Source organism: Comamonas testosteroni TK102 (assembly GCF_000739375.1).
In the GTDB taxonomy this organism is placed as follows: domain Bacteria; phylum Pseudomonadota; class Gammaproteobacteria; order Burkholderiales; family Burkholderiaceae_C; genus Comamonas; species Comamonas brasiliensis.
In genome coordinates this window covers 5,796,540-5,810,074 of sequence record NZ_CP006704.1, presented here as the reverse complement: position 1 = coordinate 5,810,074, position 13,535 = coordinate 5,796,540, and the positions used below count along the sequence as shown (strand labels likewise).

12 protein-coding genes are annotated in these 13,535 nt (G+C 66.2%); 11 read left to right on the top strand and 1 reads right to left on the bottom strand.

Annotated features, from left to right (window positions below):
* Positions 1 to 138: 138 nt before the first annotated feature.
* The 11 genes from O987_RS26355 to O987_RS26300 all read left to right on the top strand — a co-directional run bounded on the left by O987_RS26355 (position 139) and on the right by O987_RS26300 (position 12,296).
* Complete coding sequence (locus O987_RS26355) at positions 139 to 1,011, top strand: IclR family transcriptional regulator (RefSeq protein ID WP_172671673.1); 873 nt, start codon at positions 139 to 141, stop codon at positions 1,009 to 1,011.
* Positions 1,004 to 1,804 (top strand): SDR family oxidoreductase, encoded by an 801-nt coding sequence (locus O987_RS26350; RefSeq protein WP_003060424.1) that lies wholly within the window; start codon positions 1,004 to 1,006, stop codon positions 1,802 to 1,804. The genes O987_RS26355 and O987_RS26350 overlap by 8 nt, the downstream gene beginning before the upstream one ends.
* 126 nt (positions 1,805 to 1,930) lie before the next feature.
* Entirely contained in the window at positions 1,931 to 3,628 is a 1,698-nt protein-coding gene (locus O987_RS26345; RefSeq protein WP_043375741.1) for a thiamine pyrophosphate-binding protein, read from the top strand.
* Positions 3,629 to 3,663: 35 nt separating this feature from the next.
* Positions 3,664 to 5,139, top strand: coding sequence for an aldehyde dehydrogenase (locus O987_RS26340; RefSeq protein ID WP_043377056.1), 1,476 nt, complete (start codon positions 3,664 to 3,666; stop codon positions 5,137 to 5,139).
* 11 nt (positions 5,140 to 5,150) lie between these two features.
* Complete coding sequence (locus O987_RS26335) at positions 5,151 to 6,125, top strand: VOC family protein (protein ID WP_043375739.1); 975 nt, start codon at positions 5,151 to 5,153, stop codon at positions 6,123 to 6,125.
* Between the two features lie 68 nt (positions 6,126 to 6,193).
* Positions 6,194 to 7,171 (top strand): Bug family tripartite tricarboxylate transporter substrate binding protein, encoded by a 978-nt coding sequence (locus O987_RS26330; protein ID WP_019044147.1) that lies wholly within the window; start codon positions 6,194 to 6,196, stop codon positions 7,169 to 7,171.
* Between the two features lie 213 nt (positions 7,172 to 7,384).
* Positions 7,385 to 7,606, top strand: a complete 222-nt coding sequence (locus tag O987_RS26320; protein ID WP_003060438.1) for a recombinase-like helix-turn-helix domain-containing protein — start codon at positions 7,385 to 7,387, stop codon at positions 7,604 to 7,606.
* A 24-nt stretch (positions 7,607 to 7,630) separates the two neighbouring features.
* Positions 7,631 to 8,656 carry an aromatic ring-hydroxylating oxygenase subunit alpha gene (locus O987_RS26315; protein ID WP_019044145.1) on the top strand — a complete coding sequence of 342 codons (1,026 nt, stop codon included), beginning with the start codon at positions 7,631 to 7,633 and terminating at the stop codon, positions 8,654 to 8,656.
* Positions 8,653 to 9,612, top strand: coding sequence for a PDR/VanB family oxidoreductase (locus tag O987_RS26310; protein ID WP_043375737.1), 960 nt, complete (start codon positions 8,653 to 8,655; stop codon positions 9,610 to 9,612). The genes O987_RS26315 and O987_RS26310 overlap by 4 nt, the downstream gene beginning before the upstream one ends.
* Before the next feature lie 196 nt (positions 9,613 to 9,808).
* Positions 9,809 to 10,873, top strand: a complete 1,065-nt coding sequence (locus tag O987_RS26305) for a porin (RefSeq protein ID WP_003060445.1) — start codon at positions 9,809 to 9,811, stop codon at positions 10,871 to 10,873.
* Positions 10,874 to 11,024: 151 nt separating this feature from the next.
* Positions 11,025 to 12,296 carry an MFS transporter gene (locus tag O987_RS26300; RefSeq protein WP_043375735.1) on the top strand — a complete coding sequence of 424 codons (1,272 nt, stop codon included), beginning with the start codon at positions 11,025 to 11,027 and terminating at the stop codon, positions 12,294 to 12,296.
* A 245-nt stretch (positions 12,297 to 12,541) separates the two neighbouring features.
* Here O987_RS26300 and corA read toward each other — a convergent pair whose 3' ends face one another.
* Entirely contained in the window at positions 12,542 to 13,528 is a 987-nt protein-coding gene (corA, locus tag O987_RS26295; protein ID WP_003060450.1) for a magnesium/cobalt transporter CorA, read from the bottom strand.
* Positions 13,529 to 13,535: the final 7 nt, after the last annotated feature.

Genomic DNA, 13,535 nt, shown 5'->3' with positions numbered 1-13,535 from the left:
GCGCGCCTTCCCCCCAGAGGGACGACAGCCTCGCTGCGGGGCGGCCCTTGCTTGCTGTCTCTGGCGACGGAAACGGTGCATGCAGCGGGGGCGCTTCAAGCTCGGGTGCAACAAGCTGGAATGAACCGAAAGTTGGATATGTCTGCTTCCACTATTCCTGAAGATGTTGGTGGCGCGCCGGACGGCGGCTCCGAAAAGTACATGGTGCCTGCGCTGGAGCGCGGTCTGCGCCTGCTGCAGGAGTTCGGCCGCGACAACGCCGCGCTGGGCGCGCCCGAGCTGGCGCGTCGCCTGCAGCTGCCGCGTGCCACGGTGTTCCGCATGCTCAACACGCTGGAGTGCATGGGCTTTCTGCAGCGCGCCGAGGGCGGCAACGACTACCGGCTGGGCCTGTCCGTGCTGCGTCTGGGCTTCGAGTTCCTGTCCTCCATGGACCTGACCGAGCTGGGCCAGCCCGTGATCGCGCGGCTGTGCGAGGAAATCCGCTTCCCCTGCAACATCGTGGTGCGCGACGGCCGCTCCATCGTCTATGTGGCCAAGGTCACGCCGCCGACGCCGCTGACCAGCTCGGTACGCGTGGGCACGCGGCTGCCTGCCCATGCCACGCTGCTGGGTCGCATCCTGCTGGCCGACCTCTCGCTGCCCGAGCTGCGTGCCATCTATCCCGAAGAGCACCTGGAAGGCCATTCGCCCAATACGCCCAGGACCGTGATCGAGCTCTTCGATCTGGTTCAGTCCGATCGCGAGCGCGGCCATGTGGCCGGTGCCGGTTTCTACGAAAGCTCGATCTCCACCATCGCCGCGCCCGTGCGCGACCACAGCGGCCGCGTCATCGCGGCCCTGGGCGTGACCCTGGCCTCGGCGCAGATCGATCCCGAGCGCCAGACGGAACTGGTGCCGTGCGTCTGCGCGGCGGCCGACGAACTGTCGGAGCTGCTCAACTACCGGCCGCAGTCCAGCGCGCAGGTTCTGTCCATCACTTCAAGGCGCGCAGGAGGCGGCCATGCATGATTTCAAACTCGACGCCACGGCCGTCGTCACCGGCGGCTCTTCGGGCATAGGCCTGGCCACCGTGGAGCTGCTGCTGGCCCAGGGAGCCCGCGTGGCCCTGTGCGGCCGCAACCCCGAGCGTCTGGAGCAGGCCGTCAAGCAGCTGCTGGAGCGCCATCCCGAGGCCCGCGAGCGCCTGTTCGCCCAGGCCTGCGACGTGCTCAATGCCGAGCAGGTGCAGCAGTTCGCGCGCGCCAGCGAAGCGGCGCTGGGCCCGGCTTCCATTCTTATCAACAACGCTGGTCAGGGCCGTGTCTCGACCTTCGAGAACACCAGCGACGAAGCCTGGACCGAGGAGCTGCACCTGAAGTTCTTCTCGGTGCTGCATCCCACGCGCGCCTTTCTGCCCCAGCTCGAGCGCGGCACGGAGTCGGCGATTGTCTGCGTGAACTCGCTGCTGGCCTCCCAGCCCGAGCCCCACATGGTCGCGACCTCGGCGGCGCGCGCCGGCCTCAAGAACCTGGTGCGCTCCATGGCCACCGAGTTCGCGCCCAAGGGCGTGCGCGTCAACGGCATCCTGGTGGGCCTGATCGAGTCCGGCCAGTGGCGCCGCCGCTTCGATGCCCGAGAGGACCGCAGCCAGACCTGGGAGCAGTGGAGCGCCGAGCTGGCCCGCAAGAAGTCCATTCCGCTGGGCCGCCTGGGCTCGCCCGCCGAAGCCGCACGCGCCATCTTCTACCTTGCCACGCCCCTGTCTTCATACACGACCGGCAGCCATATCGATGTTTCCGGAGGCCTTTCGAGATATGCGTAGCACCCCCTGCGCTGCTTGCACCGCCTCCCCCTCTCTCGCTTCGCGGCTGGGGGCGGGCGGTGTCGCCTGGGCCCTTGCTTGGCGTCCCGCGCCGGCTTCGACCACCAACGAAATTCAGACCAGAACATGACATCCACCGCAAACCAAATCACCGTCGGCGCCGTCGTTGCCGAATTCCTCGAGCATTGCGACGTGAAGGCCGCCTTCGGGGTGATCTCCATCCACAACATGCCCATCCTCGACGCGATGTTTGCTCGCGGCAAGCTGCGCTTCGTGATGGCGCGCGGCGAGGCCGGCGCGGGCAATATGGCCGACGCCTGCGCGCGCTCTACATCCAGCCTGGGCGTGTGCATCACCAGCACCGGCCCGGCTTCGGGCAATATCGCCGGCAGTCTGGTGGAAGCCTATACGGCCGGCACGCCGCTCTTGCACATCACAGGCCAGATCGAGACCCAGTATCTGGATAAGAAGCTGTCCTATATCCATGAGGCGCCGGATCAGCTGACCATGCTGAAGTCCGTCTCCAAGGCCGCCTTCCGCGTGCTGAGCGCCGAGACCTGCCTGTCCACGCTCAAGGCTGCGGTGCAGACCGCGATGACCGCCCCCACGGGCCCGGTCAGCGTGGAGATCCCGATCGACATCCAGCAGGCGCTGATCGACATGCCGGCCGACCTGTCGCCGCTGCCGGTGGCGGTGCTGGCTCCCAGCGAAGCCGCGCTCGACGCGCTGGCCGAGCAGCTGGCCAAGGCCAGGCGCCCGCTGCTGTGGCTGGGCGGTGGTGCCCGCCATGCCGGCGCTGCCGTGCAGCGTCTGAAGGCCCTGGGCTTCGGCATCGTGAGCACCGGCCAGGGCCGCGGCATCGTGCCCGAGGACGATCCAGCCTCCCTGGGCGCCTACAACATCCAGAAGCCCGTCGAGGCCTTCTACCAGCGCTGCGACGCCATGCTGGCCGTGGGCACGCGCCTGCGCAGCAACGAGACGCTGAAGTACGAACTCAAGCTGCCGCGTCCGCTGCTGCGCATCGATGTGGACGCTGCCCAGCAGGGCCGCTGCTATATGGATGACGGCTTTGTCTGCGGCGACTCGGCCCTGGCCCTGAACGGCCTGGCCGACCGCCTTGAAGCACGCGGTTACAAGGCTGATCCCGAGCTGCTGGCCGACCTGCGCCAGGTGCACGACGAAGTCGTGGCCACCATGCGCGACGGCCTGGGCCCGTACAGCGCCCTGGTGCAGCAGCTGCAGCAGGCCGTGGGCCGCAACTTCAACTGGGTGCGTGACGTGACTGTCTCCAACAGCACCTGGGGCAACCGCGAGCTGCGCTTCTTCGAGTCCAACGCGGGCGTGCACGCCACGGGCGGCGGCATCGGCATGGGCATGCCCATGGCCATCGGTGCGGCCATCGGCGCGGCCGAAAGCGGCTCGGGCCGCAAGACCCTGGGCCTGGCCGGCGACGGCGGCTTCATCCTGAACCTGGGCGAGCTCGCCACCCTGGTGCAGGAGGAGTGCGACACCATGATCGTGTTGATGAACGACCAGCGCTATGGCGTGATCCAGAACATCCAGGATGCGTCCTACGGCGGCCGCCGCTGCTATGTGGAGCTGCACACCCCCGACTACGCCCAGCTGTGCGCGTCCATCAAGCTGCCCCATGCCCGCATCAGCGATCTGGAGGAGCTGCCTGCGGTGCTGGAAGGCGCCTGGGGCAAGAAGGGACCCTTCCTGCTCGAGATCGACATGCGCGCCATCGGCAGCTTCAAGACCACGTTCTCGGGCCCGCCGGTGAACAAGCTCGATCAGATCCCGGCCACCACCAAGGGCCAGTGAGCCAGCACGACCAGCAAGAACGAAAGAGCTTCACGATGTCGAACCTAGAACTGCTCCCCATCAATATCGGCGGCGAATGGCGTCTTGGCGGCGGCGACGAGTCCGCCACGCTCTACCCCGCGACCGGCGAGGTGGTGGGCCGCCTGCGCGCGCCCAGCCTGGCCGATGTGCAAGAGGCCATAGAGAAGGCCGACCATGCCTTCCGCACCAGCGGCTGGGCCCAGAAAAAGCCCCATGAGCGCGCCGCCGTGCTGCACCGCGTGGCCCAGCTGATCCGCGAGCGCGCCGAGCCTCTGGCCCAGCTGCAGCGCCTGGACAACGGCAAGCCCATCAGCGAGACGCGCGCCCTGGTGGCCAGCGCTGCCGGCACCTTCCAGTTCTTCGCGGCGGCCTGCGAGACCATGGAAGAGACCATCACGCCCTCGCGTGGCGACTTCATGACCATGAGCGTCTATGAGCCCATGGGCGTGGTCGCGGCCATCACGCCGTGGAACTCGCCCATCGCCAGCGAGGCGCAAAAGCTCGCACCGGCGCTGGCCGCCGGCAATGCCGTGGTCGTCAAGCCTGCCGAAGCCACGCCGCTCCTGGCACTGGAACTGGCCCGCATCTGCGAAGAGGCAGGCGTGCCCAAGGGCATCGTCAGCGTGCTGCCCGGCCGCGGCTCGGTGATCGGCGACGCCATCACCAAGCACCCGCTGGTCAAGCGCGTGTCCTTCACGGGCGGCACTTCCACCGGCAAGCACATCGCCCGCATCGCGGCCGACAAGATGATGCCCGTCTCGCTGGAGCTGGGCGGCAAGTCGGCCACCATGGTGCTGGAGGATGCCGACCTCGATCACGCCGTCAACGGCGTGCTCTACGGCATCTTCAGCTCCTCGGGCGAATCCTGCATCGCCGGTTCGCGCCTGTTCGTGGCGAGGAAGCTCTACGGTGACTTCATGGAACGCCTCACAGCGAAGGCCGCCGCCTTGCGCGTGGGCGATCCGGCCGACGAATGCACCCAGATGGGCCCGCTGATCACCGCCAAGCACCGCGAATCCATCGAGAGCTATGTGCAGCTGGGCCTGTCTGAAGGCGGCCGGCTGCGCACCGGCGGCCATCGCCCCGAGGGTGCGCTGTACGAGCGTGGCTACTACTACCGCCCAACCATCCTCGAAGGCGTGACCAACAACGACCAGATCTGCCAGCAGGAGATCTTCGGCCCCGTGCTCGTGGCCATGCCCTTCGATGACGAAGAGGCATTGCTGGAGCAGGCCAACGACAGCGTCTACGCGCTGGCCGCCGGCATCTGGACGCGCGATTACAAGGCCGCATGGCGCATAGGCCGCGCCGTGCAGGCCGGCACTGTCTGGATCAACACCTACAAGCAGTTCTCCATCTCCACGCCCTTCGGCGGCTGGCGCGACAGCGGCCTGGGCCGCGAAAAAGGCCGTCTGGGCATACAGCAGTACATGGAGCAGAAAAGCCTGTACTGGGGTCTGAACGAGAGCCCCATCGCTTGGGCGAATTGAAGGAGCACGACATGAGCGTACTGGGCATTGACGAAATCAGCTACGGCGCCGACGACCTGGCGGCCTGCCGCCAGTTCTTCCTCGACTGGGGCCTGAGCCTGGCCGAGGAGCAGGCCGACCGGCTGGTGTTCGAGACACTCAACGGCTGCCGCGTGATCGTGGCCGCCACCAACCACCCCGATCTGCCGCCCGCCATCGAGCCCGGCCCCACGCTGCGCGAAGTGGTCTGGGGCGTGGAAAGTGCAGCCGATCTCGCGCTCTATGAAGCCCGTATTGCACAGCTGCCGGGCTTTGTGAAGCAGGGCGGCCCGAACGGCGGACCTATTGGCTGCACCGACCCCAATGGCCTGGCCGTGCGCCTGCAGCTCACGCAAAAGCGCGAAGTGCAGATGCAAAGCGCCGAGTACAACACCTGGGACCGCAAGGGCCGCATCAACCAGGCCAGCCCGGCCTATGAGCGCGCCCAGCCCATCGAGGTCGGCCATGTGGTGTTCTTCGTCAAGGACGTGCAGGCCTGCGAGCGCTTCTATGTGGAGAACTTCGGCTTTGCGGCCTCGGACCGCTATCCCGAGCGCGGCGCTTTTCTGCGCACCGCGCCCGACGGCGGCCACCACGACATCTTTTTGCTGCAGCGCCCCGACAAGCATGCCGGCCTGAACCATGTGGCCTTCACCGTGCGCGACATCCACGAGGTCTTCGGCGGCGGCATGCATATCTCGCGCTGCGGCTGGGACACCCAGCTCGGCCCGGGTCGCCACCCCGTGTCCTCGGCCTATTTCTGGTACTTCAAGAACCCGGCCGGCGCGCTGGTCGAGTACTACGCCGACGAGGACCAGCTGACTGCCGACTGGCAGCCACGCGAGTTCGAGCCCGGCCCGACGGTGTTCGCCGAGTGGGCCATCGACGGCGGCCTGGACGGCAACACCCGGCGCCAGAAGGGCGTGGGCCCTGCCGACGGCAAGTTCCTGACCGACAAGAAGCATTAAGAGGCATTGGCAGCGTCGGCTGGCCGGTATCCCTCCCACCACGATTCCACAACCCCACGGGCTATTTCATGAAAAACATTCGTCGCCAGGTAGTTATCGCTGCTGCATTGCTGGCTGCAGCCCAGATGTCCGGTTCCGCGCTGGCGCAAGCCTATCCGAGCAAGCCCATCACCATCGTCGTGGCCTATCCGGCCGGCGGCGATACCGATGCCATGGCGCGCCTGTATGCCGAGAAGCTGGGCCAGCGACTGGGCCAGCCCGTGGTGGTGGACAACCGGCCCGGTGCCAGCGGCACCATCGGCACCGTGCATGTGGCCAAGGCCGCACCCGACGGCTACACCTTGCTGCTGGCGCCCAATACCTTTGCCATCGCCCAGTTCGTGCTCAAGACCAATGCGGGTTCGAGCTACGACGTGCTCGGCGGCTTCACGCCCATCGTGCAGACCAGCGTGCAGCCCATGTTCGTGGCCGCCAGCCAGGGCTCGGGCATCAAGGACATCAAGACCCTGGCGAGCCAGGGCAAGCGCGATGGCCTGACCTATGCCAGCCCCGGCAGCGGCTCGCCCATGCACATCCTGGGCGAGATGTTCAACAAGGCGGCGGGCACCAAGCTGTCCCACATTCCCTACAAGGGCGTGGCGCCCGCAGTCAACGATCTGATCGGTGGCCATGTGCCCACGACCTTCATGACCTGGGGCCCCATCGCACCTTATGCGGGCGGCAAGGTCAACGTGCTGGCCGTGGCCGATGCCCAGCGCAGCCCGCTGGCCCCGAATGTGCCCACGCTGGCCGAGCAGGGCGTCAAGGATGTGGAAGTGTCGGCCTGGCAAGGCCTGTTCGGCCCCAAGGGCATGAAGCCCGAGACCGTCAAGCTGCTGAACACCCACCTCAATGAAATTCTGAAGATGCCCGATGTGGTCAGCAAGATGGCGGCCTTCGGCGCCCTGCCTGCGGGCGGCGAGCCGGCACGTCTGGAAAAGACCAATGCTGCCGACTACAACCGCTTCGGCAAGCTCATCAAGGACCTGGATATCCGGGCCGACTAAATGACCAACCCCCTGAGTCGCTTCGCGCCTTCCCGTTGCACGGCGCCCCCAAGGGGGATGACACCCTCGGTGTGGGGCGGCGCGGCCGGCCCAGGCCCTTCCTCGGTGTCCCTGAGGTCGGGCCGCGCCAGTTTCACGCGATACGGGTGGCACGCAGCGCTTCGGGCAATGAAACCGAACCACGATTCAAGACAGTTTTCGAAGGAGAGAACCATGGCCGCTGATCGATATCTCGAGCCGCATCAGGCGCGCGAGCGCGCCTCCACCCTGTTTGAGGACCTGCTGGGCGACTCCATTGAGCGCGCCTTCGGCGAGGGCGTGCAGACGCTGCCCGAGCTGGTGGCCTACATCAACCGCAGCGGCCCCGCCGGCGAGAACGGCGAGCCCTGGACCGAAGACAGCTTTCAGGCGCTGATGGCCCGTCTGGGCTATTGAGACAGCACAGGACAGGAGTACCCCATGAACGTACAAACCATCACCATCGATCCGGTGGACCGTCTGCTCAATACGGGTCTGAAGAACCTCTGGTATGCAGTCTGCCCTTCGGATTTCGTCAAGACCGAGCCCGTCTCGCTGCGCCGCTTCGGCCGCAAGATCGCGCTGTGGCGCGATGCTGCCGGTCAGGTCCATGCGCTGGAAGACCATTGCCCGCATCGCGGTGCGCCGCTGTCCCAGGGTGTGATCCTGGGCGACCGCCTGGCCTGCCCCTACCACGGCGTGGAAGTGCGCTGCGACGGCACGGTGACCAAGGTGCCCGGCAGCCCCGGCTGCAAGCTCGAAGGCTCGCGCGCTGCGCTGGCCTTCCATGTGCGCGAGATGCATGGCGCGATCTTCCTCTACAACAGCGACAAGCATGTGGACGAGGCTCCCGATTTCAGCCTGCCCGAGGAGCTGAGCTCGCCCGAGTACTCGAACTTCCTGTGCTATGCCGAGTGGCGCAGCGACTACCGCTACGCGCTGGACAACGTCATGGACCCCATGCACGGCACCTTCCTGCACAAGCAGTCGCACTCCATGGCCGAGGGCGACAGCAAGGCCAGCTTCCAGGTGCGTGACACCGATCACGGTTTTGTGTTCGAGAAGGTCGGCCAGCGCGGCGTGAACTTCGACTGGACCGAATACGGCGAAACCGGCGCGCAGTGGATGCGCCTGGAGATTCCCTATCCCAAGACCGGCGGCCCCGGCGGCAACTTCGCCATCGTGGCCTGCGTCACGCCCATCAGCGCCGATCTGTGCGCCGTGTTCTTCTGGCGCGCGCGCAAGGTGCAGGGCTGGATGCGCGACACCTGGCGCTTCCTCTACCGCAACCGCCTCGAGGCACGCCACTGGGCCGTGCTGGAGCAGGACCGCATCATGATGGAGCAGATGGAAGCCGACGCCAACGAGCGCGAGAACCTCTACCAGCATGACATCGGCCTGGTGCGCCTGCGCCGCCATCTGCGTCGCCAGGCCCAGGAACAGATCGACGAAGGCATCGCATCATGAGCAACAGCTTGCAGGCCTTTGTGCACACGCTGCGCTTCGAGGCCCAGGACACCATCAGCGTGGAACTGCGCCCGGTCGATGGCGGCGAGTTCCCGGCCTTCACGGCCGGCTCGCATATCGACCTGCACCTGCCCAACGGGCTGGTGCGCAGCTATTCCCTGTCCAACGACAGCAGCGAGCGCCACCGCTACGTGGTCGGCGTGCTGCGCGACCGCGCCAGCCGCGGCGGCTCGCGCTGCGTGCACGAGTCGCTGCGCGTGGGCATGCCCATCACCATCTCCGAGCCGCGCAACCACTTCGCGCTTGACGAGGCGGCGACGCATTCGGTGCTGGTGGCCGGCGGCATCGGCATCACGCCCATGCTGTGCATGGCACGCCGCTTGAAGAGCCTGGGGCATTCGTTCGAGATGCTGTACTTTGCGCGCGAGCGCAAGAGCGCGGCCTTTCTGGCCGAACTGCAGGCCCTGGGCATGCCGCTGCATCTGCACTTCGATGCGGAAGCGGGCGGCCCGCCCGACCTGCGGGCATTGCTGGCGCAGCGCGCACCCGATGCGGGCCTGCACCACTATTCCTGCGGCCCGACGCCCATGCTCGACGCTTTCGAGAAGTTCTGCGCCGAGCTCGGCCATGTCAACGCCCACATCGAGCGCTTCACACCGGTGGAAGTCAAGGCGTCGTCCGATGCGCGCAGCAACTACACGGTGGAGCTCAAGCGCAGCGGCCGCTTCATCGAGATCACGCCCGACAAGTCCCTGCTGGACACGCTGCTGGACGCCGGTGTCGATGTGGACCACAGCTGCTGCGAAGGGGTCTGCGGCTCCTGCGAGACCCGCGTGCTGGAAGGTGTGCCCGACCACCGCGACTCGGTGCTCAGCCCCAAGGAGCGCGCCGGCAACAAGGTCATGATGGTCTGCGTCTCCGGCTGCAAGAGCGAGCGCCTGGTCCTGGATATATGACACCCCCTGAGTCGCTGCGCGCCTTCCCCCGCTCTGTATCCGCTTTGCGGGAGAGGGGGACGACACCCTCGGTGCGGGGCTGCGCGGCCGGCCCGGGCCCTTCCTCGGCATCCCTTGGTTGGACCATGCCGAATTGACGAGTGAGGCCCTGGGCCAGCAACTGAAGACAACCCACCACCCCTAGAGGAGAGCAACCATGAAATCCATCCATACGCCGGCTCTCGGCGTGGCGCTAGCCTGCCTGGCGTCTTTGCCCGGCGCGGCTTTTGCGCAATCCAAGGTCGAGCTTTTCGGCGTCGTCGACGTCGGCGTTGCCCATCTGGGCGGCTCGGGAGCCTCCAAGACCGGCCTTTCCACAGGCGGCGCCAACATCAGCCGCCTGGGCTTTCGCGGCACCGAGGATCTGGGCGGCGGCCTGAAGGCGGGCTTCTGGCTCGAGGCCGGCCTGGACGTGGACAGCGGCGCGGGCAAGGCCACGGGCGGCGGCCTGAACTTCAACCGCCGCTCCACCGTCAGCCTGATGGGCAACTGGGGCGAGGTGCGCCTGGGGCGCGACGATTCGGCGACCTTTCTGAACACGCTGATCTTCGATCCCTTCCTGACCAACGGCGTGGGCGGCACCGGTGCCTTCACCATGCTGGGCGTTCCGGGCGTTCCCTCGACCGGCGGTGCGCCCATACAGATCAGCAATGCGGTGAGCTATTTCCTGCCCCAGAACCTGGGCGGCTTCTACGGCCAGGTCCAGCTGGCATTCGGCGAGCAGCCCAGCGGCGCACCCAACAAGCGCGAGGGCGACTATCGCGGCCTGCGCCTGGGTTATCGCCAGGGGGCGTTCAACGGCGCGCTGGCCACGGGCCGGCTCTACGGCAACACCAGCGACACCAATCTGACGGCGAACAATGTCGGCCTGTCCTACGACTTCGGAGTGGCCAAGCCCATGCTGCTGTGGGCCTCGGAAAAGCGCGGCGGCACCAAGATCACGGCCGTGCAGCTGGGCGTGACTGCTCCCCTGGGCAATGGCGAGGCCCGTGCCTCCTTCGGCCACTACAACCTGTCCGGCAGCAATGCGGACTGGAACAAGATCAGCGTGGGCTATGGCTACAACCTCTCCAAGCGCACCCAGGTCTACGGCACTTATGCCTTCCTGAAGAACAAGGGCTCGGCGGCGAAGTCCATCGGCGTGCAGGGGCTGAGCGCTCCCGGCACCACGCCGGGCGGCAACGCGAGCGGCCTGGAACTGGGCATCCGCCACTTCTTCTGATCCTGCCCCGTCGGGCCGGCATGGGCCGGCCCCGGGGTTTCGGCGGCAGCACGGCTGCCGTACCGCGCGCCCGCCAGGACGTGCGCCCTGGCGGGGCCGGCGGGTGCCGGTCCCGGCTTTTTTCTCTCTCAACGCTAGCCGGACTCCTGTCATGAAAGACTCACGCTCGTTGCGCTGGTGGGGCGTGGTCACGCTGTTCGTGATCGTCGCCATTTCCTACGTGGACCGGATCAATATCTCGGTCCTCATCACCGATCAGGACTTTCTGTCGCACATCGGCCTCACCCCTGACGACCGAACGCGTCAGGGTCTGCTGGCCACGGCCTTCATGGTCGGTTACGGTGTTTCGTCCTTTGTGCTCACGCCGTTCTGCGCGGCGCTGTTCGGCGTGCGCCGCAGCCTCTTCGCGGGGCTGCTGCTGTGGGGTGTGGTGACCTTTCTGTCGCCGGCCATGAACAGCTACGGGCTGCTGCTGGCATCGCGCATTCTGCTGGGCGTGTCCGAGGGGCCGCTGTTCTCGCTGGCTGGCAGCTACATCAAGGCGCATTTCGAGAGCCGCGAGAACGGCAAACCCAACTCCCTGGTCAATATGGGCACCGGACTGGGCCTGGCGGTGGGCTATCCCTTCGTCGGCTACCTGGTCGTGGGCCACAACTGGGAGACCTCGTTCCATGTGCTGGGCCTGATCAACGTGCTGCTGGGCGTTCCGCTGGTCTGGGCCTTTGTGCGCATGCCCAAGGTGGAGACCGGCATGCCCAAGCCCCAGTCGCTGGGCGAGGCCGTGGGCCAGGTCGGCCAGATCGTGCGCGGCGCCATGCACACGCGCTATCTGTGGCTGATCACCATTCTCACGGCGGCCTTTCTGTCCTATCTCTGGGGCAGCAGCAACTGGCTGTCCGCCTATCTCAAGGAGTCGCGCGGCTTTTCCATGCGCGAGATGGGCTGGCTGGCTTCGCTGCCGCAATACGCGAGCGTGGCGGCGGTCTTCGTGGGTGGCATGATCATCGACCGCATCGCGCGCAGGCAGGTGCCGCTGATCTTTGTCTTCGGCAGCATGGGCGTGGCGATTGCCGTGTGGCTGGCCATCCATATGGAAGACCGCTATGCGGCGGCCTATTGCCTGATTGCCGCCAACTTCTGCTGGGGGCTGATGAGCCCGGCCATTCCGAGCACCGTGCAGCATTGCGCGCGGCCCGAGCATGTGGCCAGCGCCTATGGCGTGGTCAACGGTGCGGGCAGTCTGGTCGCGGGCTTCATGCCGGCCATCATGGGTGCGGTGATCGGCGCGCTGTCGGCACGCGGCGGCGTGGCTGCTGGATTCTTCGCAGGCTTTTCAGCGCTGATTGGCACGCAGGTGATCGTGATGCTCTGCGGCATCGTGCTCTGGGTGCGCGAGCGCGGTGCCGAAGCGCAGTCATCGTGATGCGCAAGCAAAAAAAGGAGCGTCTGGCGCTCATTTTGTAAGGGTTTCAGCATCTTTTGAGTCTGAGATGACCATCAGTCAAGCGTAAACAGCTCCTCTTTTTATGGATAACGCCTTGGCTCTGGTGCAGCGTATGTGAGCAGACACCGGGCAAGGGCTGCCCCAGCAAGGGCTGCCCCAGCAAGGCTGCCCCCAGCAAAGGTGTCGCCCCCCTCGGTGGGAAGGCGCGCAGCGCCACAGGGGGTCTATTTCAGCCAGCCGCGCTTGCGGAAATACAGCATGGGGCCGACGGCGCTCAGAATCATCAGCAGCACCACATAGCCGTAGCCGAACTCCCAGTCCAGCTCGGGCATGAACTTGAAGTTCATGCCGTAGACACTGGCGATCAGCGTGGGCGGCAGCAGGGCCACGCTGGCCACCGAGAAGATCTTGATGATCTTGTTCTGGTTGATGTTGATGAAGCCGACCGTGGCGTCCATCAGGAAGTTGATCTTGTCGAACAGAAAGGCCGTGTGGCTGTCCAGCGACTCGATGTCGCGCAGGATCTGGCGCGCTTCCTCGAACTGTTCGGCGTTGAGCATCTTGGAGCGCATCAGAAAGCTCACGGCGCGGCGCGTATCCATGACGTTGCGGCGGATGCGGCCGTTCAAGTCTTCCTGGCGGGCGATCGCGCCCAGCACTTCCTTGGCCATCTCGTCGGTCACATCGCCTGACAGTACCATCTTGCTGGCTTTTTCCAGGTCGTCGTAGATGCGCTCCAGCGTATCGGCCGAGTATTCGGCGTCCGCGTCAAACAGCTTGAGCAGCACGTCCTCGGCCGCGTCGATCAGACCCGGTGCGCGGCGCGCGCGCATGCGCAGCAGGCGAAACACCGGCACATCCTCGTCGTGGATGGAGAACAGCACGCCGTGGCTGCGCAGCGCGGCGTTGTGCTGGTTGAGGATGAAGGCCACACGCACCGAGCGGGGGTCTTCGTCATCGTCGATCAGAAAGTCGCTGCGGATATGCAGCTCGCCGTTGTCTTCTTCGTAGAAGCGCGCCGACTCCTCGATGTCCTCGTCCATCGCGTCTTCGGGGATGGACAGCTCGTAGTGCTGCTTGATCCAGCGCTTTTCTTCGAGGGTGGGCGACTCCAGGTCGACCCAGATGGGGCGAAAGCGTTCGAGGTCTGCCAGGGACTCGATTTCTTCCTGAGCGAGTCGACCATTGGCCAGCGTAAAGATGTTGAGCATCAGCTCA